The 22,759-nt window shown below is 58.7% G+C and carries 18 protein-coding genes and 1 tRNA gene; 15 read left to right on the forward strand and 4 right to left on the reverse strand.

The window, feature by feature from the left end; genetic code table 11:
• Positions 1–22 precede the first annotated feature (22 nt).
• From hcp to galE, 3 genes are all read left to right on the forward strand, one after another.
• Positions 23–1,672, forward strand: a complete 1,650-nt coding sequence (hcp, locus tag AB5Y98_RS01685; protein ID WP_368231201.1) for a hydroxylamine reductase — start codon at positions 23–25, stop codon at positions 1,670–1,672.
• Between the two features lie 111 nt (positions 1,673–1,783).
• Positions 1,784–2,803: an FAD-binding oxidoreductase gene (locus AB5Y98_RS01690; RefSeq protein ID WP_368231202.1), complete on the forward strand. Its 1,020-nt coding sequence runs from the start codon at positions 1,784–1,786 to the stop codon at positions 2,801–2,803.
• 86 nt (positions 2,804–2,889) lie between these two features.
• A complete protein-coding gene (galE, locus tag AB5Y98_RS01695) occupies positions 2,890–3,915 on the forward strand; it encodes a UDP-glucose 4-epimerase GalE (RefSeq protein WP_368231203.1) in 1,026 nt (341 codons plus the stop codon).
• Positions 3,916–4,044: 129 nt separating this feature from the next.
• Here the strand turns inward: galE and AB5Y98_RS01700 are convergent, their stop codons facing one another.
• Positions 4,045–4,794: a DsbA family protein gene (locus AB5Y98_RS01700; protein ID WP_005303647.1), complete on the reverse strand. Its 750-nt coding sequence runs from the start codon at positions 4,792–4,794 to the stop codon at positions 4,045–4,047.
• A gap of 198 nt (positions 4,795–4,992) precedes the next feature.
• Here AB5Y98_RS01700 and AB5Y98_RS01705 point away from each other — a divergent pair.
• Positions 4,993–5,080: transfer RNA gene (locus tag AB5Y98_RS01705), tRNA-Ser, on the forward strand.
• Between the two features lie 5 nt (positions 5,081–5,085).
• On the opposite strand, the gene AB5Y98_RS01710 is transcribed toward AB5Y98_RS01705, so the two are convergent.
• The gene (locus tag AB5Y98_RS01710; RefSeq protein ID WP_021470040.1) at positions 5,086–5,334 is read right to left on the reverse strand and encodes a hypothetical protein; all 249 of its coding nucleotides are present in this window, start codon (positions 5,332–5,334) and stop codon (positions 5,086–5,088) included.
• 310 nt (positions 5,335–5,644) lie between these two features.
• Here AB5Y98_RS01710 and AB5Y98_RS01715 point away from each other — a divergent pair, with 310 nt between their 5' ends.
• The 9 genes from AB5Y98_RS01715 (at position 5,645) to AB5Y98_RS01755 (ending at position 18,437) form a co-directional block, all read left to right on the forward strand.
• Positions 5,645–6,415 carry a LuxR family transcriptional regulator gene (locus AB5Y98_RS01715; protein ID WP_219326778.1) on the forward strand — a complete coding sequence of 257 codons (771 nt, stop codon included), beginning with the start codon at positions 5,645–5,647 and terminating at the stop codon, positions 6,413–6,415.
• Between the two features lie 230 nt (positions 6,416–6,645).
• Entirely contained in the window at positions 6,646–7,164 is a 519-nt protein-coding gene (hcp1, locus tag AB5Y98_RS01720; RefSeq protein WP_010634822.1) for a type VI secretion system effector Hcp1, read from the forward strand.
• A gap of 186 nt (positions 7,165–7,350) precedes the next feature.
• Positions 7,351–7,638 carry a hypothetical protein gene (locus AB5Y98_RS01725; RefSeq protein WP_368231204.1) on the forward strand — a complete coding sequence of 96 codons (288 nt, stop codon included), beginning with the start codon at positions 7,351–7,353 and terminating at the stop codon, positions 7,636–7,638.
• Positions 7,639–7,648: 10 nt separating this feature from the next.
• Entirely contained in the window at positions 7,649–9,691 is a 2,043-nt protein-coding gene (locus AB5Y98_RS01730) for a type VI secretion system tip protein VgrG (RefSeq protein WP_368231205.1), read from the forward strand.
• Positions 9,691–10,548: a DUF4123 domain-containing protein gene (locus AB5Y98_RS01735; protein ID WP_017781853.1), complete on the forward strand. Its 858-nt coding sequence runs from the start codon at positions 9,691–9,693 to the stop codon at positions 10,546–10,548. Before AB5Y98_RS01730 ends, AB5Y98_RS01735 begins: the two co-directional genes overlap by 1 nt.
• On the forward strand, positions 10,545–13,982 hold the full coding sequence (locus AB5Y98_RS01740) for a toxin VasX (RefSeq protein ID WP_368231206.1): 3,438 nt from the start codon (positions 10,545–10,547) through the stop codon (positions 13,980–13,982). Before AB5Y98_RS01735 ends, AB5Y98_RS01740 begins: the two co-directional genes overlap by 4 nt.
• Before the next feature lie 366 nt (positions 13,983–14,348).
• On the forward strand, positions 14,349–15,137 hold the full coding sequence (locus AB5Y98_RS01745) for a hypothetical protein (RefSeq protein ID WP_268000538.1): 789 nt from the start codon (positions 14,349–14,351) through the stop codon (positions 15,135–15,137).
• A gap of 62 nt (positions 15,138–15,199) precedes the next feature.
• On the forward strand, positions 15,200–16,369 hold the full coding sequence (locus tag AB5Y98_RS01750; RefSeq protein ID WP_017787773.1) for a hypothetical protein: 1,170 nt from the start codon (positions 15,200–15,202) through the stop codon (positions 16,367–16,369).
• A 301-nt stretch (positions 16,370–16,670) separates the two neighbouring features.
• Positions 16,671–18,437, forward strand: a complete 1,767-nt coding sequence (locus AB5Y98_RS01755) for a hypothetical protein (RefSeq protein ID WP_368231207.1) — start codon at positions 16,671–16,673, stop codon at positions 18,435–18,437.
• A 144-nt stretch (positions 18,438–18,581) separates the two neighbouring features.
• Here AB5Y98_RS01755 and AB5Y98_RS01760 read toward each other — a convergent pair whose 3' ends face one another.
• Complete coding sequence (locus tag AB5Y98_RS01760; protein ID WP_368231208.1) at positions 18,582–19,466, reverse strand: LysR family transcriptional regulator; 885 nt, start codon at positions 19,464–19,466, stop codon at positions 18,582–18,584.
• Between the two features lie 109 nt (positions 19,467–19,575).
• Here AB5Y98_RS01760 and budA point away from each other — a divergent pair, with 109 nt between their 5' ends.
• Positions 19,576–20,355 (forward strand): acetolactate decarboxylase, encoded by a 780-nt coding sequence (gene budA / locus AB5Y98_RS01765; protein ID WP_017787776.1) that lies wholly within the window; start codon positions 19,576–19,578, stop codon positions 20,353–20,355.
• A 27-nt stretch (positions 20,356–20,382) separates the two neighbouring features.
• A complete protein-coding gene (alsS, locus tag AB5Y98_RS01770; RefSeq protein ID WP_368231209.1) occupies positions 20,383–22,053 on the forward strand; it encodes an acetolactate synthase AlsS in 1,671 nt (556 codons plus the stop codon).
• 100 nt (positions 22,054–22,153) lie between these two features.
• Here alsS and AB5Y98_RS01775 read toward each other — a convergent pair whose 3' ends face one another.
• Complete coding sequence (locus AB5Y98_RS01775) at positions 22,154–22,732, reverse strand: DJ-1 family glyoxalase III (protein ID WP_368231210.1); 579 nt, start codon at positions 22,730–22,732, stop codon at positions 22,154–22,156.
• Positions 22,733–22,759 lie beyond the last annotated feature (27 nt).

Consider the following 22,759-nt stretch of genomic DNA (forward strand, 5'->3'; position numbering starts at 1 on the left):
ATGTCCAATTAGGAGAGGCATGATGTTTTGTGTGCAATGTGAACAGACAATTCGTACCCCGGCAGGCAACGGCTGCGCCTATGCACAAGGTATGTGTGGCAAGACGGCAGAAACCTCGGATCTGCAGGATGTGCTGATCTATACCCTGCAAGGGCTCAGCGCCTGGGCGCTGGCCGCCCGCGAGCACGGCATCGTCGACAGCGAGATCGACGCCTTCGTGCCCAAGGCCTTCTTCGCCACCCTCACCAACGTCAACTTCGATTCCGCCCGCATCGTGGCCTATGTCAATCAGGCGTTGAGCTATCGCCAGCAGCTGGCTGCCAAGCTGGCACCGCTGGCGGTGCAGGCCGACGCACTTCCTGCTGCCGCCCGTTTCGAGCCGGGTAGCGAGCTGCTGGAACAGCTGGCCCAGGCACCGCAGACCGCGGTCAACCGCGGCAAGAACGAGGTCAATGAAGACATCATGGGGCTGCGCCTGCTCTGCCTCTATGGCCTGAAGGGGGCCGCCGCCTACATGGAGCACGCCCGGGTACTGGATCAGCAAGACAGCGAGGTAGCCGCCGAATTCCACCGCATCATGAGCTGGCTCGGTACGGATCCGAGCGATCTGGATCCGCTGTTCAAGTGCGCCATGGACATTGGCCTGCTCAACTTCAAGATCATGGAGATGCTGGATCTCGGTGAAACCACCGCTTTCGGCCACCCCGAGCCGACTCAGGTACGCGTTACTCCGGTACCGGGCAAGTGCATCCTGGTCTCCGGTCACGACATGGTGGATCTCAAGCTCATCCTGGAGCAGACCAAGGGGACCGACATCAAGGTCTACACCCATGGCGAGATGCTGCCGGCGCTGGCCTATCCCTTCTTCAAGCAGTATCCGCATCTGGTGGGTAACTACGGTTCCGCCTGGCAGAACCAGCAGAAGGAGTTTGCCAACTTCCCGGGCGCCGTGGTGATGACCTCCAACTGCATCATCGACCCGAGCGTGGGCAACTACTCGGATCGCATCTTCACTCGCTCCATCGTCGGCTGGCCGGGCGTGACCCACCTGGAAGGGGAAGATTTCTCCGCCGTCGTTGCCAAGGCGCAAGCGCTGGAAGGCTTCAAGCACGTTGAGCTGGAGCACTTCATCACCATCGGTTTTGCCCGCAACGCCCTGATGCAGGCTGCCCCTGCGGTGATCGACAAGGTCAAGGCCGGCGAAATCAGCCACTTCTTCCTGGTCGGTGGCTGTGATGGCGACCGTGCCGAGCGCGCCTACTACACCGAGTTTGCCAAGGCGATCCCGCAGGACAGCCTGCTGCTGACCCTGGGCTGCGGCAAGTACAAGTTCAACAAGCTTGATTTCGGCGACATCGGCGGCATTCCCCGTCTGCTGGACGTGGGTCAGTGCAATGATGCCTACTCCGCCATCCAGCTGGCGCTGGCGCTCTCCGAAGCGTTCGAGTGCGGCGTCAACGATCTGCCGCTGACCCTGGTGCTCTCCTGGTTCGAGCAAAAAGCCATCGTCATTCTGCTCACCCTGCTGGCGCTGGGCGTGAAGGACATCCGCACCGGCCCGACCGCCCCGGCCTTCCTCACCCCGGCCCTGCTCAAGGTGCTGGAGGAGCAGTTCGGTCTGAAAGGTACCACCACGGCCGAAGCCGATCTCGCCGAGATCCTGGCGGCCTGAGCAAAGAGACAGCCTTACACGCTCAGCATGTTGTAAGCCTTTGGCGAGCCTGATGGCTCGCCTTTTTTTAGCGACCCCTTTCCAACATTTTTCAACAAGAGGAGCCTTGCGATGACCTCCACCTCCCTCACCCTCAGGTGCATCGGCCGCCGGGCGGATACCCACGACGTGGCGAGCTGGCAGTTTGTGCCGCAGACGGGCAGCCTGCCTGCCGTGCTGGCCGGCCAGTGCGTGACCCTGCACACCGAGATTGACGGCAAGCCCCACTGCCGTGCCTATACCCTCTCCTCCAGCCCGCAGGACCCTTTCTGGCAGGTCACCATCAAGGATGTCGGACTGGTCTCCCACCATCTGCACCAGACCCTGCAGGTGGGGGACGAGATCCGGGTGGATGGCCCGTTCGGCGACTTCAATCTGACGGCCTTGCCCTGCGAGCGGCCGCTGCTCTTGAGCGCCGGCTCCGGCATCACCCCCATGTGGGCCATGCTGTGGGACGAGCTGGCCAAACGGCCGGACGCCGACATCCGCTTCATCCACAGTGCCCGCTCGCCAGAGGATGTGATCTTCGCAGACGACTTGGCTGCGCTGGCTGAAACCCATGCCGGTGTGCGCCACGCTTTAGTGCTGGAGAAAGTTGGGGAAGAGGCGCCGGCGGTTTATCCCTGGGTCGGCCGGCTCACGCCGGAGATGTTGAAGGAATTGGCACCGGATCTATTGAGTCGCCACGTCTATCTGTGCGGGCCAGCCCCTTACATGGAGGCAGTGAGCGAAATGCTGGCCGGGCTCGGCCTGCCGGCAGAGCAGTTGCACCAGGAGTCGTTCGGTCTGCCTGAAGCTACATCGAGCACGGCGCCAGTTGAGACTGGCGGCGACCACTTCTGGCTGACCCTGAAAAAGAGCGGCAAGAAGGTGAAGATCCTGCCTGGGCAGACCCTGCTGGCGGCGCTGGAGGGGGCGGGGGAGACCATGATGGCAGCCTGCCGCGCCGGGGTGTGCGGCGCCTGCCGATGTACCACGGAAGGCGAGATCGAGCGCCAGAGCGTGATGACTCTCAGCCCGCAGGATCTGGAGAGTGGGGGGGCACTGGCCTGCTCCTGCACCGCCAGGGGGGATGTTTGCGTCGACTATTGAGTGAAGGGAATGAGCACCCTGCTCTTTTCGCTAAGAAGCAAGGCGGGTAGACTCAACCCCAGTTTCAGTCGAACGCGGGATAAAAAATGACAATTCTGGTCACAGGGGGCGCCGGCTATATCGGCTCCCACACCCTGGTTGAGTTATTGAACGCCGGGCAACAGGTCGTGGTGCTGGACAACCTCTCCAACTCCTCCCCCGAGTCGCTCAAGCGAGTGGAGCGGATCACCGGCAAGCCGGTCATCTTCATCGAAGGGGATGTGCTGGACCGCGCCTGCCTGCAGCAGCTGTTTGCCGCCCACCAGATCGAGTCGGTCATCCACTTCGCCGGGCTCAAGGCGGTTGGCGAGTCGAGCCAGATCCCGCTCACCTACTACCAGAACAACATCACCGGCACCCTGGTGCTGTGCGAAGAGATGGCAAAAGCCGGCGTGTTCCGGCTGGTATTCAGCTCCTCGGCCACCGTTTACGGCGACCCGGCGTCTGTGCCGCTGCGGGAAGATTTCCCCACCAGCGCCACCAACCCTTATGGCCGCTCCAAGCTGATGGTGGAGGAGATCCTGCGGGATCTCGCCAAATCCGATCCCCGCTGGGCCATCGTGCTGCTGCGCTACTTCAACCCGGTCGGTGCCCACGAGAGCGGCCTTATCGGGGAAGATCCCAACGGTATTCCCAACAACCTGCTGCCCTATATCAGTCAGGTGGGGGTGGGCAAGCTCAAGGAGTTGGGGGTGTTTGGCAACGACTACCCGACACCGGACGGTACCGGGGTGCGCGATTACATCCACGTGGTGGATCTCGCCATCGGTCACCTGAAAGCGCTGGCGCGCATCGCGTCGGATACCGGGGTCTTTACCTACAACCTGGGGACCGGTCAGGGCTATTCGGTGCTGGAGATGATCAAGGCATTTGAAGCGGCCAGCGGCCGTACCATTCCCTACCAGATCAAGCCTCGTCGTCCCGGCGATATCGCCGAGTGCTGGGCCGAGCCGCGCAAGGCTCGTGCCGAGCTGGGCTGGCAGGCCGAGCGCGGTCTGGAGCGGATGATGGTGGATACCTGGCGCTGGCAAAGCCAGAACCCGAACGGTTATGGCCCTGCTGCGAAGCCGTGATCAAGGGTCATGCACTGCTCTTCGCCTTGCTAACAGCTTCTCGCGACGGCCCATCAGGCCTGATGGTTTGCAGCCTGAATAGCAAAACGCCCCGGCATGCCGGGGCGTTTTTTATGTACCGGAGCGGGATTACTGAATGCTCTTGCCGGCGCGCACATCCTTGATGAAGCCTTTCAGGCTGGCCAGATCACGCGGTGCGCCGCGCAGGATCTGATCGCCGATGATGAAGGCCGGGGTGCCCGAGATGCTCATGGCTTCGGCCAGCGCCCGGTTGGTGCCGAGATTCTGATCGATGCTGCCATCCTTGATTTTGGCTTCAACCTTGCTCCAGTTGACGCCGGCTGCTTCTGCCAGCTGCTTCACCTGTGCCTCGTCGGCCAGCGGGCCCTGATGGGCGTAGAGCTTCTCGTGGAAGGCCTGATACTTGTCGGGCTGACCCAGCTGTACCGCCAGGGCGGCGCGGGCGGCGAAGTAGGAGGTCTCGCTCAGGATCGGGAACTGCTTGTAGATGTAGCGAATGTCCTTGTCTTCCGCCAGCAGCTGCTTGATCAGCGGGTGGGCGCGTTTGCAGTAGCCGCAGTTGTAGTCGAAGAATTCGACCACGGTCAGACTGCCCTTGGGATTGCCGGTTTCCGGGTCCTGATTGCTATAGAGCTGCTTGGCGTGAGCCTTGATCAAGGTCTTGTCGCTCTCGGCCTGCTGGCTCTCCTGCTTGGCGCGCAGGGCGTTTGACATCTCGACCAGGATCTCCGGGTTCTTGACCAGATAGTCGCGCACTATCTGTTCCACGTCGCTCTTGGTCAGTTCGCTCGCCTGAACCGGCGCCGCAAGCAGGGTGGCACCCGTCAGGGCGCAAAGCAGGGCATGTTTGATTTTCATAAGTCCATCTTGCTGGGGATTTCGGGATGCTGACTATAGTGGGTGAGTCTGTTTTCAAGTCAAGTTATCTGGTTGAAAAAGCGCTGGTTATGCTCAAATTGGCGGCTTTGTGCGTCATTTAGCCCAATAAATCGGCAAACGAGCGGCGAGGGGATTTACAAGGGCGATCGCCATGGGTAATATTCGCCGCACTGTCGCGGAGGGGTGGCAGAGCGGCTGAATGCACCGGTCTTGAAAACCGGCGATGGGCGACCATCCGTGGGTTCAAATCCCACCTCCTCCGCCATTTATTCAGCCAAAAAGGCCATCCGAAAGGATGGCCTTTTTGCTATTCAAATCCCCGCTGTCATTCTGCCTCTGACTGGGCAAGCCATCTTTATCCACGTTTTTCAGGCCGTTGGCCAAGGCTGACGCTTGCGATTTTCCTGCCTGTTTGCTCGCGTTCATTGCGAGACTATCACCGGGCAACCAGCGTCTTGATCGTCTCCGTTGGCCCTGATATTCGCACAGTTCGGTGGGGATCCCGTCTCGCTGGCTCATCCGCCACAACTTGGACTCCTTTTGTTGCGTAATGCAGGCAGCGTGGAGGACTGCTGGTCCGCCGGTGAGAGGTCAGCCATGACGAATGTTGCAATGATTAACATCCGTAGGAGTCATGACTGGTCGCTGGTGGAACGATCTTGTTCTTCTGTAGCATTTCATTACAAAAATTACGGTTCGATAGCATAAAGTGTGGGGCAGTTCTGATTTTCCTGTGTGCCGGGGTGTGTCATCTATTGACGCTTGTTAACATTCAGTATGTTTCCATGTTTGGCCACCTTATCTTGTGCATGATCCTCATACCCCGGAAATGAATACCCTGCACGCGCTGGAGCTTATCGGTCAGTTCGAGACGGCGGCTGACGAGCGCACTATCGTGACCCTGCTGCGCGAACTGAGCGGCCGCATGGGATTCGACTATTTTCGCCTTGCCCTGATCTTCCCCAGCACCATCCAGCGTCCGGACGTCATCATCTTCAACGGTTGCCCACAGGCTTGGGTGGATACCTACACCGGCAGCGGCTTCTTTGCCATCGACCCCATCGTCAAGTGCGCCATGACCAGAAGCACGCCCATTCTCTGGGCCGATGTGGTGAACGATGATGAGCGTTGTGATGAACAGGGGCGGGAGGTTATGCAGCTGGCCAGCGAGTACGGCATTCGCGACGGTATCACCCTGCCCTGGCACGGTGCCAACGGTCATGTCGGCCTGCTCTCCTTTATCACCAGTACAGCTCGTACCAGCCAGCAATGGCTCTCTGCGGTGCCCTTTATCAGCTGGCTCTCCATGCATATTTTCGAGGCGGTGGCCCGGGTCTGTCTGGCGGGGCTGTCACCGCACGATGCGCTGAGTTTGCGGGAGCTGGAGGTGTGTCGCTGGGCGGCGGAGGGCAAGCAGGTGAGCGATATTGCCCAGATCCTCGGGATCACGCCCCGTACCGTGACGTTTCATCTGAACAATGTGGTCAACAAGCTGGGGGCCAGCAGCAAGAGTCAAGCCATCTCATGGGCATTGAAACAGGGGATGGTCAGGTTGAACGTGGAGATGGCGCTGGTGGCCAATGTGGATGAGGAGCAGTGATTCTGTTTGTGGCAAGCAACTCGTTGCGTAGATGACAAGATGTTCCACTGCATGTGCAAGAATTTATGGTGTAATAACCTGTTGGTTGCAACTTTTTGCGCCACGCATCAGGCCGGCTTGCTTGATTGTTAGTTAATGCTTTGAAAAATATGGATAAAAAAGAGTGGCATGGTCGCTGCTAACTGGTTCGGTCGAGTGTCATTACCGTTCAACCAATCAGGAGCAAACTCATGCCAACTCCATGTTATATCAGCATCGAAGGTAAAACCCAGGGCAATATCACCGCCGGTGCCTTCACTTCCGATTCCGTCGGCAACATCTTCGTGCAGGGCCACGAAGACGAGATGCTGGTGCAAGAGTTCCAGCACGTCGTCACCGTACCGACCGATCCGCAATCCGGTCAGCCTGCTGGCCAGCGCGTCCATAAGCCGTTCAAGTTCACCGTGGCCCTGAACAAAGCCGTGCCGCTGATGTACAACTCCCTGGCCTCCGGTGAAATGCTGCCGAAAGTGACCCTGAAGTGGTACCGCACCTCCGTCGAGGGCAAGCAGGAGCACTTCTTCTCTACCGTGCTGACCGATGCCACCATCGTCGACATCGACTGCCAGATGCCGCACTGCCAGGATCCTGCGAAGTCTGACTTCACCCAGCTGATTCAGGTCTCTCTGGCCTATCGCAAGATTGACTGGGAGCACACCGTTGCCGGTACTTCCGGTGCGGATGACTGGCGCGCACCGATCGAGGCCTAATTCTCGATCTCTGATTGCCGTTATTCCTTGTAGTGCACCCCATGGCCTGGTGATGGCAGTGTCAGCCGTCGTCAGGCCAGTGCAAGCTTTCTCCGACCCGTTCAGCTGGATGCGGTCGGAGCTTTTGTGTTTTGCCATATGGCTGCGAGCCGACCTTATTGCAAAGCACAACAGAGGCCAGTCGTCATGTGTTCCACCATTGCATCGTCCGGTGACGTGCTCATCGATCACGATGGGCTTTTCTCATCTCCCGTGATTTCAGTCAGCTCTGAGCGTTCTCTCGGTGGCAAATTGGTGTCCCGGCAGGACGAGCCGCTGGCCCCTTACGATAAATCCGACAATTCCCTCCATCCGCACAGCAGCTCTGGTCGCCAGCGAACTTTGCGGTGTGGCGGTCAATCCATCGCCGTGACCGGTATCGCCGTCGGCTGCGGCGGTGTGGTGATTGGCTCGGGCAGCGGACAGGCAGGTTAAGGAGCGCTTCATGGCAGACAGCACAGGATTACAATTCACCGTCAAGGTGGGGGCCCTGCCCGAAAACACCTTCGTGGTGGCCGAGTTTGCACTGGATGAGGCGCTCAACCGGCCGTTCAACCTGCGCCTGGAGCTGGCGAGTGCCCAGCCCGACATCGACTTTGGCGCCGTGCTGGACCAGCCGTGCGAGCTGCTGGTGTGGTACAACGGCGAGCTGCAGCGCCGGGTCTGTGGGGTGGTGAGTGACTTCGCGCAAGGGGACAGCGGCTTTCGCCGCACCCGCTATCAACTGCTGGTGCAACCGGCGCTGTGGCGACTCTCTTTGCGCCAGAACTCCCGCATCTTCCAGGCGCAGAAGCCCGATGAAATCCTCTCCATCCTGTTGCAAGAGCACGGCATCACCGACTACGCCTTTGCGCTCAAGAACGAGCACGCCAAGCGGGAGTACTGCGTTCAGTATCGAGAAACCGACCTCGATTTCGTGAACCGGCTCGCCGCCGAAGAGGGGATGTTCTACTTCCACGAATTCGAGCAGGGCAAGCACCGCATCGTGTTTGCCGATGACGCAGCCGCCCTGACTGCCGGCCCCGAGCTCTTCTTCAACCTCGGCAACCGCTCGCTTGAACAAGGTCCTTACGTGCGCCAGTTCCACTACCGGGAGGCGGTACGCCCCTCGGATGTGGAGCTCAAAGATTACAGCTTCAAGACCCCGGCCTATGGCCTCTCCCACAAGAAGGTGGGCGTAGAGCTCGAGCATCAACGGGATACCTACCAGCACTTCGATTTTCCAGGTCGTTACAAAGAAGACCCGAGCGGCAAGGCCTTTGCCCAGCACAGGCTCGATGCGCTGCGCAATGATGCGGTGGCGGGCCAAGCTAAGTCCAACTGCGCTGCCTTGCAGCCGGGGCAGACGTTTTTCCTCACCGAACACCCCAACGGTAGCCTCAACACCGACTGGCAAATCGTGCGCATCCAGCACACCGGCTTGCAGCCACAGGCGTTGGAAGAGGAGGGGGGCAGCGGCCCCACCGTCTACCACAACGAGTTCGGGGTGGTGAAAGCCAGCACCACCTGGCGGGCGCGCATCGGCAGCCCGGAAGCCCCCCACAAGCCCATGGTGGACGGCCCGCAAATCGCCATCGTGGTGGGCCCCGACGGTGAGGAGATTTACTGCGACGAGCACGGCCGGGTGAAGCTGCAATTCCCGTGGGATAGATATGGCAGCTCCAACGACCAGAGCTCCTGCTGGGTGCGGGTCTCGCAAGGCTGGGCCGGCGGCCAGTACGGCATGATGGCGATACCCCGTATCGGCCACGAGGTTATCGTGAGTTTCCTGGAAGGGGACCCGGATCAGCCCATCGTGACTGGTCGCACCTATCACGCCACCAACCGCCCGCCGTATGAGCTGCCTGCCAACAAGACCCGTACCGTGCTGCGCACCGAGACCCATCAGGGGGAGGGCTTCAACGAGCTGCGCTTTGAAGACCAGGCGGGGCAGGAAGAGATGTATATCCACGGTCAGAAAGATCTGAACGTGCTGATAGAGAACGATGCGGCCTGGCACATCAAACACGACGAGCACCGCGATATCGACAACGAGCGGGTGACCCGCATCAAGGCCAACGACCACCTGACGGTGGAGGGCGAGAAGCGCGACCAAGTGAAGGCTGACTACTCGCTGACGGTGGATGCCAGCCTGCACCAGAAGCTGGGACAGTCTCTGCTGGTGGAGGCGGGGAGCGAGGTGCATCACAAGGCGGGCATGAAGATAGTGATGGAGGCGGGTGCCGAGCTGACCCTCAAGGTGGGGGGGAGTTTTGTCAAAATCGACCCGAGCGGTGTCACCCTCTCTGGTGGCTCCATCAAGATGAACTCGGGCGGCAGCCCGGGGTCAGGTTCCGGCTGGGGTGGCCAGATGCCGATCCAACCGGAGGCGGTTGAGGTGGTGGCACCACCACCTCCCATGGACCCCGCACGTCAGATCGCGACGCTGAAATCGGCAGAGCCGGTCTGTGAGATTTGTGAACAGCTGGCCAAGGGGGAGAGCCAGTAATGGTTTTGCCCGAGTTTGATTTGGCCAAAGGAGAGCACCTTTATCTTCTGCTCGATGGCGGGCAGATCCCCGAGCTTGAACGGCAGTTGTTTGAGGTAACCGATAGCCCTGCCTATCAACCTATATATCTCTATGCACCTTGGGATGCCCTGCGAGAAGCCTCTCCCTGCTTGGTTGAGGCGTCACCAGCCCTGCTCGATTGGTATGCCCACGGAGAAGAGGGGTGGGGATATCTCCTTTCCTCTCGGCTTCCGTTATTACCACTCGCGGAGCGGCTACGCCAATTGATCGAGGTTGAAAGCCCTTACGGTAGTTGCATGTTGCTCAAGATGGCCCAGCCCGATGGCATGTACCGCCTGCTGCAAGATGATGAGCCTTGGCTTTGGCAGGCTATTGGGCAGGTATGGATCCCTGTGCACAGGTTGCTGCGCCCAAACTCCCCTGCCGAATGGTGGAACAAAAAGGTTTCCACGTCGGAACTGCCAGTTGGCAAGTTGCTACGTCTGAGTGATGTCCAGTGGACACGTCTTGGAGAGGTAACCTGGTTGAACACCCTAAATGATATCTGGCGCCATATGGGGAAATGGTTCCCAGAACGTCTGGGTGAACAGCTTGATGCTCGTCAGTGGGTAGCAGAGTGGGCTGAATGGGGTTATGGCAAAGGGTTCGAAAGCCCAAGGGACCTGTTGTTTTTCTTCAATGTACTGGGTTACCTCGGCACTGCCTGGAAGGAGAGTGACGCTTATCCCGCCATCACGGCACTGCTCATGTGTACTTCTTCACTCACCCCCTCACAGAGAATTGAGCAAGCCGCCGAGCTCGCAGAAACACAACACAGAATGGGAACTGAGATATGAGTGCTAATCAAGACGCTGCAGCAGCAAGCAGTGCCAATGCTCAGGGGAGCACAAAAACTTGCCCATTGAAGAAAAACAAGATTCAACTATTACCGGTTCGTTATGCGTTGGTTGAACAGAAAACGGTCCATCCAGCCATAGCCAGCAACCATGCTGCCAGCATCAAGTACCGCCCCGTCGGGATCCGATTGATTGACGAGACGAGCTATCTCTATCTGATCCACAGCAAGCGCCCCGATATCATCCATGCCTATCAATTGGCGGGGAACGGGGGCGTTGCCAAGCTGGAGCAGAAAGGGCTGGCATCCGCCTCAGGCAAGGAGGCGTTTGTTTATCAGGAATCGGACTCTACCATAGTGGTCAGTCGTTCCGGTTCTGTGCAGGTGCTTTACAGTCGTACCAAGATCTCGTCCAAGCTGCAAGGCCAGCTGCTGCGCTCCCCCAAGCTGCGTCAAAAGATGATGCAAACCTGCCAGTTGGGCGGTTTTGATTGTCAAAATGGGTCTCGACATCTGCTGCCACCTGAGCTGCTTGAGAAGCATCTGGCAGAGGCACACCCGCAGCAAAGCACTCATGCCAAAACCGATCAGTGGTGTTGGTTGACCCAAATGCCAAAAACGCAAAGTGCTAGCGTATTGACCAGCAAAATACTGCCTGCTTACCAGGGGGAGGCTGCCATCCTGCTGCTGGAGGATCCGATCGGTCTGATGACAGAGTTGGCCAGCGCTTATCTGGCGATGGTGGAGCAAGAAGAGCAGTGGATGGCCGAAGGTTATAACCGGGCGGATTACTTTGCTGCCGCTCAGTTGCTCCAACTGATTGAGATGAGCGATGACCTCTTGTTGATGCAGTCGGCGGACAATCAAAAGTTGGCCGAGTACAGCAAGTCCCATCCCAACGCGTTGGAGAATCGCTATCGCGACTACTGGAAGGCCAAGCAAGACTATGAAGCCGCATTGGAGAAGATGAATCGCCCCAGTGCCTCGCCGTTTGGCGATAAAAAGACGTTCGAAACCTATCGTTCCGAGCTGGCCAAGAACGACGTGATGGCAAAGGAAGCAGGCATCTCCAGCCAAGAGTTAAAGGCGATGTTTGACCGCGCCGGTGAGCAGAAGAAAGACCTGCTCTACGGCGAAAGCTGGATGGGCATGCGGATAGCACGAGGGATCCTGGAGCGTATTGATGAGGAGGCCATGCGCGCCTGGTACGGGCCGGCTCAGGCCAAGGTCACCCATTGGCGGGAAACCTGTTTCCAGCTCGAAACCGACAGGGTTGCTATGTTGCCAGCGGCCTACACGGCCATTCCCGTCTATGACAAAGAGGTGCAGGAGCAGTTCAAACGTCGGCTGGATCTGGAGTATCACTGGTTGCTTGGTCTGGGAGACGATCCGGAACACAGGCAGAAAGTCAGTGCATTTTTCGCCACCCTGGGTGAGCAGAACACCCATCTCTGGGTCTCCAACGCCGACAATATTGCCACCGTTGAAGACTATGACGGGCTTGCAGGGGACATCAACAACGCGCTGGGGGTCAAGGACAGTACCAGTGCACTGATCGATGGCCTGGCTGGCCTCAAGGAGTTTCAGGCGCAGATGGCAGGGGTGCATCTCAAGCTCATAGACAGCGTCCCTGCACAGTTGCAAGGCTCCATGAGCAGGCTGGCGTCGGAACTCGGTCGTCTGGCGATCCCCGAGCTGCAAAAAATGGCCGAGCGGATACATGCGGCCCAAGGTCAGGCAGATAGCCTGCTGCGCCATGCCAGACCCGGCACCATTGCCATGCTGTTGGGTCAGGCGAAGAATGCGGCCGTCACCCTGGATATCGGCACTCAGAGTGATGCTGGTTACACGCAGTGGCAGCAGAAAACCTTGGGTACGTTGGGGACGCTGCGCAAACGCGCTGAGTCTGCCACCAGTGAATACAACAAGGCGAGCAAGAGTACCGCCACCGACAGCAAGATTAGAGCTCGCGCCAATGCCGAATGGGCCGCGGTGCAGCGTGAAAGTGCGGCGCTGCGCGAGCAGGTGTTTGCACACAGCCAGCCGGTGGCCCGCCCCGGCGAGCCTCACCCTGTATCCCATATTGTGATCAAGGCCAGCGGCGCGACCCTGACGGAGATAGAAGAGCACTTGCGTTTGAGTCGCGCCGCCTTGCGTAATCAGGTGCTGTTTGGCAATGCAGCCAGACCCGCCTTGGGCGGGGCAACCCTCAGCGGCAGCCTGGGTCTGGTGGTGCTGGTGGCCAACTGGTTCAACTTCGCCAAAACATCGGGGGATCTGGCGCATAAGAGCAAGCTCACTATGGCGCAGACCTTTGATGTAGTGTCTGCCAGCGTTGGGTTGGTAGGGGCAGCATTGGCGCTCAGCGTCGAGGTGGTGCGCACCGTTGCCTATTGCCGTTGGCTCAAGCAGGGCGCTGAGAGCAGCCTAAAGAATGCTGGCAAGGTAGTAACGTTAGGAACCACATGGGTTGCTGGTCTGGGGTCTTTTTCTGCATTGGCTGACGGCTATAAGCAAGGGGCACGAATAGCTCGCCATTGGCGCCGGGGAGAGTGGGAGCCCATGGTCGCCTCGGCGATCACTCTGAGCGGCGATGGTTTGCAGGCATATGCCAGCGGCAAGATAGCGGTGGCTGGAACTCGCATGACCATGGCTGCCATCGCCGGGGAGATCAGCTGGCAGCGGGCCGCCGCCGTCACGCTGCGCTTCGCGGTGCGCTTCAACCCCTATATGTGGCTGGCCAGTGCCCTGATCTTCGGCGGCGAGCTGGCCTACAACTTCCTCACCTCGACCCCGCTGATGCGCTGGGCCAGCGAGTCCCGCTGGGGTAAGCGCGGCATACTGCCATTTCTGCACGCCAACCAGGAGTGGGAGTACGACCTTCAGTTACGCAAGTGGCAGGAGGTGATGCAGACCCCGCGCCTGAGGATTAAATACAACACCGAGACCAAGACGCAGCAGCGTTTGATGGTGGGCACCATCGTCGATGTGCCGCTGCAGCAACGGGTGTTGACCCAGCTGCGCATCCTGCTGCCCATGACAGCCCCCGAGCAGGTTAAACTCGCCGTCCTGGTAAAGAGCGAGGGCAAGCTGGTCGATTTCACCGACCACTTTCGCCAGACCGCACCTGTGGCTCAGGAGGGGTTGTATACCCGCCTCGACTTCGACTGGCCCCAGGATGACGTCAGCAGACGGCGCATGGCGTGGCTGCATCTGGTGGTATCTGTCACTACGGCGGAGGGTAACCAGTTGTTTGAGGAACAGGGGGGGCTGCGCTTCTCCCTCAATCTGCAGACGCTTCAGGGGCTGGAAGAGGCCAAGCTGGCCGGGGATGAGCCGGGTTGGAGCCAAGTGGATGCACTCGACGAGGATGACGATTTTCCCCTGACCCGTGGCAAGATAGTGGCCCAGCTGCAACCCCTGCTGAACCGATAACGAGGAAGTATGAAACACTCAACATTGCCATTTTTTGCCGGCCAGCACCGCCAGGAGCGCCTCGGCGCCCGCACCGTATTCAGCCCCCTGCCGGTGATGACCAATGTGCCGCCGGTGCGCCGTACCGACTGGTTGACCAAGAAATGTCCCCACTATATCGAGCTGGGAGGGGCGGGCGGCTCTCTCTTTCAAACCCAAATACTCTATTCGTTTTGGGTCATGGGATTGGTCGTTTTTGCTGCATTCTTTTGGGGGCCGCCCGGTCATAATGGGTTGAGCGACGGGCAGGGGTGGGCTGGCGTCTGGGCAGGCAACTATCAGGAGGTCTGGGTCGGGGCGAACCAATGGGTGATGGAGTTTAGCTGGATGAATTTGCTGGGGACCGTTCTGGGATTGGGGATGGGGCCCGGTTTTGCCTTGTTTTTGACGTTGAAAATGTTGTGGGAGCATCAGCAGCAGCTGCGCCGGGTGTTGCCGTTTCGTTTTCACCGTCAGCGTCGCGAGGTGATGCTGTCGCGCTGGGACAAGCGCACCAAGCGTACCGAAGTCCGGATTTTCCCCTGGGAAGAGATGTGCGCCATGGTGGGAGAGGGGTCAGCGGTCTCGGTGAGTGGTGTCATGACCATGGCGAGCCTGTTTTTCGGTATCAACTCGGACGAGCGACCCGGCCACTTCTGGTCCGGCATGAACGTCGGCACCCTGAGCAAGGAGGTGGGGGCCGGCGAGTGGGAGATGCTCCGCCGTTATATGGAAGAGGGGCCTGAGGCCATCGATGAGCCGGCCCCGGTCACCTTTGACGGCATGATTGAGGAGTTTTGTAGGGAGCGCAAGATACCCCGCAGCGCCTTCTCCCCCCTGCGCCGCCTCTGGTGGGAACTGAACGGCACCCGCTTTGGCATACTGCGCATCAATATCCAGAGCCGCTTGCAGCAGCGCTTTGCAGAACGCTACTTCGCTGCCCATCCCGAGCTGGCGGTCTGGAGTGAGCCATTGCCACCCGAGCAATGGGCCAAACCGAGCGAGCGGCTGAGCCGTTGCAACCAGCTGCTGGCGGAGCAATATGCCCAGGGCCGGAACATCTTCACCGTAGGTGACGTGCGTGAGTTGCTGGGGGAAGAGATAACCCCGCAGGCTGCTCAGGCGTTGACACCCTAATGGATACCATCGTTGGTGGGATGTGACTGCCACCCACCTGACAGCATCGATATAGAGAACGGATGAAACACTCAGTATTGCCGTTTTTCGCCGGCCAGCACCGCCAGGAGCGCTTCGGCGTCCGTACCGTATTCAGCCCCCTGCCGGTGATGACCAATGCGCCACCGGTGCGCCGCGTCGATTGGTTGACCCAAAAGCATCCCCACTATATCGAGCTGGGAGGGGCGGGTGGTTCCCTCTTTCAAACTCAAATACTCTATTCGGTCTGGGTGCTTGGCCTACTCATCTTTGCTGGAATGTTTTGGGGGCCTCCTGGAAATGGGATGAGCAACGGGCAAGGCTGGGCTGGCGTCTGGACTGGATTGTATGAGGAGGTCTGGATCGGGGCGAACCAATGGGCGATGGAGTTTAGCTGGGAGAATCTGCTTGGCACCATTTTATTACTTGGAACGATGCCTGGTTTAGCTTTGTTTTTGACAGTCAAGATACTGAGAGAGCACCAACAGCAACTTCGCCGAGTATTGCCATTTCGCTTTCACCGCCAGCGTCGCGAGGTGATGCTGTCGCGCTGGGACAAGCGCACCAAGCGCACCGAAGTCCGGATTTTCCCTTGGGAAGAGATGTGCGCCATGGTGGAAGAGGGCTCCGCGGTCTCGGTCAGTGGGGTGATGACCATGGCGAGCCTTTTTTTCGGTATCAACTCGGACGAGCGACCCGGCCACTTCTGGTCCGGCATGAACGTCGGCACCCTGAGCAAGGAGGTGGGGGCCGGCGAGTGGGAGATGATCCGCCGCTATATGGAAGAGGGGCCAGAGACCATCGACGAGCCGGCCCCGGTCACCTTTGACGGCATGATTGAGGAGTTTTGCCGGGAGCAGAAGATACCCCGTAGCGCCTTCTCCCCCTTACGCCGCCTCTGGTGGGAACTGAACGGCACCCGCTTTGGCATACTGCGCATCAATATCCAGAGCCGCTTGCAGCAGCGCTTTGCTGAGCGTTATTTCGTCTCCCATCCCGAGCTGGCAGCCTGGAGTGAGCCATTGCCACCCGAGCAGTGGGCCAAGCCGAGCGAGCGGTTGACCCGTTGCAACCAGTTGCTGGCGGAGCAATATGCCCAGGGCCGGAACATCTTCACTGTGGGTGACGTGCGCGAGTTGCTGGGGGAAGAGATAACCCCGCAGGCCGTTCAGGTGTTGACCCATTCAACCCATGAGTCGGTTTGTTCTGCCTAAGTAGGCTCTACCTGCTTCGCAAGGCGAGATGGAAAGATGCCCGAAGTTGCAATTATCACTACCAGCTCGCTTGTTCTAGTAGAGAGCGACTCAAGGTTATAGACCGGGCCATGACCAGCATAGATGGTGCAGTAGATCCTGAAGCAGATTAGTTATGGGATGAGGATAACTTGGCAAGATATTTGATATTCCATGATGTTTCAGTTTTTACTATTTAGACTCTTGGAGTTGCAATATATATTGTTATCAATATCAGGGTTTTATTTTCTCTTACTCCAAGCATCACATCAAGGAGATGTAATTGTTAAGCTATTTTATACCCATCTTAATAAGCCTTATCAAGGCCATGACATTGCTTTGTTGGTGGTCAGATAATTCTTTGCGCCAGAAGGAAAGGGATGACGCAATTGCTCGATTGAAGGTGAGGGGTAAAACTGCTGATGAGTTATCTGATGCGGATCTGGTTTGGCTGAGAAAGATATACAAACGACGATTTACCGATAGAACTATCTATCAACATGAAGGTCTTTATAACGTGCGTCAATTGGCGCCAGGATGGCGGCAACGTTGGCATGATACCTGTGTAGGTGACGTGAGGGTGGAGTCTATTTATTGGCCGCCAGCCACTTACAGCGAGGATTCATCCCGTAGTGTTGTTATCCGGGGTCTTATCTATAAAGATGCGCTCTACGCCGTCAGTGTAGATGGCGCTTTCCTTGTTTCTGAAGTTCGTAAGTCAGAGGAACTGTCCAAACAGTGGGTGCCCAGAGAATGTGATGTTGTCTATCTTGAAGCCTTACATATCATCATTCCTATATTTTCAATATTTACTTTTATTTTCTCTTTCGAAAATAGCATCCCCACTTTGTTGATATTAATTATCCTAATGCTCGGTATATTGGGCGGTTATTCATGGATAGTCTTAACATTGCACCGTTTGTTTGTGCTTGATGGACAGTGCTTGCTCCTGCCAGCTAATAGTGTGTTTGGCGAAAGGAAAGTCATCAATGGATACATGGTCAGTGATCCCGCAAAGAAGTTGCAGCCAGGGGAGTGTTATAGACTCCATTGCCAGCGCACTCACCGTGAATTATTTTTCTCCCCAGAGCGAATAAATAATAAAGAATATGTAGATGGTACCCAATCCCTCCTTTTTGGTTCTCGTCAATTTAACTGCGCTTTGGCATTGTTTTTTTTGATTTTGCATATTGTTGTGCTTCACAACCTATACCAGTCACCTGCTTACCAAATCCATACTGGAATTACAGAATATAATAGGGAAATAGCAGTCGATAGAAATAACTTTTCCACATTATACGATCTGTCATCACAAGACTTTATTCATGTAAGTGGTGTTTTAGCCATTGCAAATGGGGCCGATGATACAGTTTGTCTTCGTGATAAGAGTTCGATCGACATCCAAGGTATAAAAAATTCTGCTCAGCATATCATAGGTATGGATTACAGTGCCGAGTCTGATGTTGAGGGAGCTTTATCAGAGCGTTATCCTGAACTTTATAAATACCTTGTAAATATGAAACTCGATAAGCAGGTGAATTGTCCGATCACCGTTCGCGTAACCGGGAAAATTAACTATTATTTTGACACATCTCCAGCATTCATTCTTGAATACATTTCAAAATATGTGGTTGATGATCCTGAGGCTTTAGGGAGAAGGATTTATGAGAATTTTTATGGTCCAGCAGAGTTGGTTGCGTCACCATCTGCTAAAAGACAAGAAGTAAAAAGAATAATCAGTCCGATAATCAATCATGATGTCATTGTTAGTGGTATTTTACACTATGTTTATGGCGATGAAATTTCAGAAAGATATTCGCTTTCTGGCTTGGTTGTGAGTATAGAAAAAAATCCAGATGGAAGTGTTATTGTTTTTTTGAATAATGATTTCAATCCAACTCAGATAGAGGAAGTTGAGAGTGTTTACTATAAGATATTGATCAATATCATCTTGATTTTCACCTATTTCATAACGTTTCTGGGGTTCCTGATTGGATGGTTCAGGGCGTCGGGAGAATCTCCAAGCATGCCGGCTTCCAGCTCCACATAATTGCTGATTAGCCAAATTGAGCCGGCAAAATATAGCATTATGAGTGCCAAGTCCAAGCTGATAGAGATGTGGTGTCGCTATGAAATCGACAGCTCCTGTCTCTAAAGTTCCCCTCTTTATCATCAAGTTCAGCATGACGTTGATTCAAGGTTGGCGCGGGATCAGCCCAATCAGATGCTGCAGGCTCTTCTGGCGGGGATGGCGGCGGGTGGCAAGGCTGATGCGGGTGGTGAGCGGTTCATCTGCGATGGGGTGATAGCTGACGCCGTGGGGGTGCAGCTCACTGACCGAGCGCGGGATGATGGCGACCCCGAAACCGGCCTGCACCATGCCGACGGTAGAGATCACCTGCGGACTCTGGCTGCCGAGGCGGGGGCTGAAGCCGGCCCGCTGACAGCGCTGGGTGATGGCGTCGTGCAGCCCGGGTCCGAGCTCGCGAGGGAACAGGATGAAGGGATCCTGCGCCAGCGCCTCAATGGGAATGGCACCACTGCCGGCCAGCGGATGGTGCGGGGGCAGGGCGATCAGCATCTCCTCCTCATCGATCAGGTGGTGGGCCAGCGCCGAGCTGCTGCTGCAGGGCAGGCGCAGGATGGCGGCATCCAGCTCCTCGCTCACCAGATCGCGCACCAGATTGGGCATGCTGTTCTCGATGGGGTGCAGGCTGACCTCCGGCCAGGCCTGGCGAAAGTCGTGGATGAGTTGCAGCACGCTCGGGTGCAGCACGGTGGAGCCGGCAAAGCCGAGGCGCAGCGAACCCAGCTGGCCGCGAGCGATGCGCTTGGCCTTCTGCATGGCTTGCTCGGTCTGCGCCAGTATCCCCTTGGCATCCTGATAGAGGCTCAGCCCCGCCTCGGTCAGCTCCACACTGCGGGTCAGCCGGTGAAACAGCGGCGTGCCCACCTCCTGTTCGAATTTGCGGATCTGCTGGCTGAGCGGCGGCTGGGCCATGCCCAGCGCCTCGGCGGCGCGGGTAAAGCTCTGTTTGTCTGCCACGGCCACCAGGTAGCGCAGGTAACGGAATTCCATATCTGGTACGTCTCGAAGCTGATGGGTTTGGATATTGGTGTCAAACTGTGATCTTGGTCACTATTGAATCCTGATTTGCCAACCTAACAGGATTGGAGGTGAAATCCAAATGGAAACCAATTCATCATGTGACTGCGCCATCGAGATCAGCCAGCAGTTTGCTCGCTGGCAGGCTCGCCAGGGGGGCGGCGAGGTCTACCAGAGCTCCCTGATGAGCGCCCTGCTGGCGGGGGTTTACGAGGGGGAGACCACCATGGCCGACCTGCTGCGCCACGGTGACTTCGGTCTCGGGACCTTCAACCGGCTCGACGGCGAGCTGATTGCGTTCGAGCGCCAGATCCACCAGCTCAAGGCTGACGGCTCGGCCCGTCCGGCAAGAGCCGAGCAGAAGACCCCGTTCGCGGTGATGACCCACTTTCGCCCTTGCCTGCAGCGCCGCTTCGATCACCCCTTGAGCCGCGAGGAGATCCACCAGTGGGTGGATCGGTTGGTGGGCACCGACAACGTCTTCGTCGCCTTTCGACTCGACGGCCTGTTCGAGCAGGCGCAGGTGCGCACCGTCCCCTGTCAGAGTCCCCCCTACAAGCCCATGCTGGAGGCCATCGAGGCTCAGCCGCTGTTCTCGTTCAGCCAGCGGCGCGGCACCCTGGTCGGCTTTCGTTGCCCGCCCTTCGTGCAGGGGATCAATGTGGCCGGCTATCACGAGCACTTCATCACCGAGGATCGCCGGGGCGGCGGCCATATCCTCGACTACGCCATGGGCCACGGCCAGCTGCAGCTGTCGGTGGTGCAACACCTCAACATCGAGCTGCCCCGCAATCCGGCCTTTCAGCAGGCCGACCTCAATCCCGCCGATCTGGACCGCGCCATCCGCGCCGCCGAAGGCTGAGCCCTTCGCTTAACAAGGAGTGACATCATGGAAAATCAACACTGGGCCTGTGGGGCCGAACTGGTGGTGCGCCATCTGGAGGCGCAGGGGGTCAAGCAGGTATTCGGCATTCCCGGGGCCAAGATAGACAGGGTATTCGATGCGCTGGAGGACTCCCCCATCGAAACCATAGTGGTGCGTCACGAGGCGAATGCCGCCTTTATGGCTGCCGCCGTCGGCCGGCTGACCGGCAAGGCCGGAGTGGCGCTGGTGACCTCGGGGCCGGGCTGCGCCAACCTCATCACGGGTCTTGCCACCGCCACCTCGGAAGGGGATGCCATGGTGGCGCTGGGCGGAGCCGTGCGGCGGGCCGACGGCCTCAAGCTGACCCACCAGAGCCTGGATACCGTCAGCCTGTGCCGGCCGGTTACCAAGTTCAGCGCCCAGGTGGGCACCGGTTCAGCCCTCTCCGAGGTGATGGCCAACGCCTTTCGCAGCGCCGAGCTGGGGCGGCCCGGGGCGGCCTTCGTCAGCCTGCCGATGGACATCATCAACGAGCCGACCGACGGCGCCATTCTGGTGCCGAGTGCCATCCCGGAGCCGGGAGCGGCCGACGAGAGCGGTATCGATCGGGCGCTGAGCCTGCTGGCGCGGGCTCACAAGCCGGTGGTATTGCTCGGCCTGCTGGCCAGCCGGCCGGAGAACTCCCTCGCGGTGCGCGCCTTCCTCGACAAGAGCCGGTTGCCGGTGACCGGCACCTATCAGGCAGCCGGGGTGGTGGATACCCACCATTTCGATGACTTCGCCGGACGGGTGGGGCTGTTCAACAACCAGCCGGGGGATAAGCTGCTGCAGGATGCGGATCTGGTGATCTGCATCGGCTACAGCCCCATCGAATACGATCCCGTGTTGTGGAACAGCACCGGTGAACGCCAGTTGCTGCACATCGATGCGCTGCCGGCGGAGATCGACAGCAGCTACTGCCCGGCGGTGGAGCTGGTGGGCTCCATCAGCGCCAACCTGGCGCGGCTGACCCGGATGCTGCACCAACCGCTGGCGCGGGATCCGGCCATTACCGCGCTGCTCGGCGAGATCCGCGCCCAGCGCCATCAACTCGCCGAACATGCCGGCCGGCTGGGGGGGACCCCCATCCATCCGCTGCGCATCGTCAAGGAGCTGCAGGACATCATCGGGCAGGACATGACCCTGTGCGTGGACATGGGTAGCTTCCACATCTGGATTGCCCGCTACCTCTACAGCTTCCGGGCCCGCCAGGTGCTCATCTCCAACGGTCAGCAGACCATGGGGGTGGCGCTGCCCTGGGCCATCGGGGCCGCCATGGTGCGCCCGGGGGAGAAGATCATCTCGGTGTCTGGCGATGGCAGCTTCATGCAGTCGAGCATGGAGCTGGAGACCGCGGTGCGGCTCAAGTCCAACATAGTGCACATCATCTGGGTCGATAACGGCTACAACATGGTGGCGATGCAGGAGGAGAAAAAGTACTGCCGCAGCTCAGGGGTGAGTTTTGGCCCCATCAACTTCAAGGCCTATGCCGAGTCGTTCGGGGCGGCCGGCTTTGCCGTCACCTGCGCCGAGGATCTGCGAGCGACCCTGCGCGCCGCCATGGCGGTGAGCGGGCCGGCGGTGGTGGCCATCCCGGTGGATTACAGCGACAACCACCTGCTGATGGAGCAGCTCAGGCCCGAAATGCTCAGTTGAGGCGGAGCTGAACCGGCTGACTGCTTGCAGTTCGCCTCAAAGCAGAGCGCCCCTTGCCAATTGGCAAGGGGCGCTCTGTCATTGCGAGAGGGCTATTTACTCAGGGCATGGGTGAGGAGGGGGGCAGCACCATGGGGCCGGCCACCGCGCGGGCAGCCTCGTCACCGCGCAGCACCCGCACCAGCGCGAGGGCGAACTCAATGGCGGTGCCCGGCCCCTGGCTGGTGATGAGGTGATGAGCCTGATCGGTCACCACCCGCGCCATGCTGAGCTGCGCCGCAGGCAAGCGGGCCTGAAAGCCGGGATGGCAGGTGGCGCGGGCTTCCCCCAGCAGATCGTGGTGCAGCAGCACCACGGCGGGGGCAGCGCAGATGGCTGCCCGCCAGCGCTGCGCTGCCGCCTGTGCCTTGAGCAGGGCGATGGCGCGCGGCGTATCGCGGATAACCTCGCTGCCGGGCAGGCCACCCGGCACCACTATGGCCTCGAACTCCTGATCCGCCAGCTCGTCGAGGTGACAATCCGCTACCAGCTGTACCCCGCGGGAGGCCCTGATCTGGCGCTGCCCGGCGGGGCAGCAGGAGGCCAGCACCACCTCGATGGCCCCGCGCACCAGGGTATCGACGATGGCGACCGTCTCGATCTCTTCCGACCCGGGGGCGACCAGTACCAGTACGCTCATCCGTTGCTCCTTGCGTTGGCGAGCCCG

Origin of the sequence: Aeromonas sp. s3 (assembly GCF_040907805.1) — a bacterium.
Taxonomy (GTDB): domain Bacteria; phylum Pseudomonadota; class Gammaproteobacteria; order Enterobacterales; family Aeromonadaceae; genus Aeromonas; species Aeromonas dhakensis.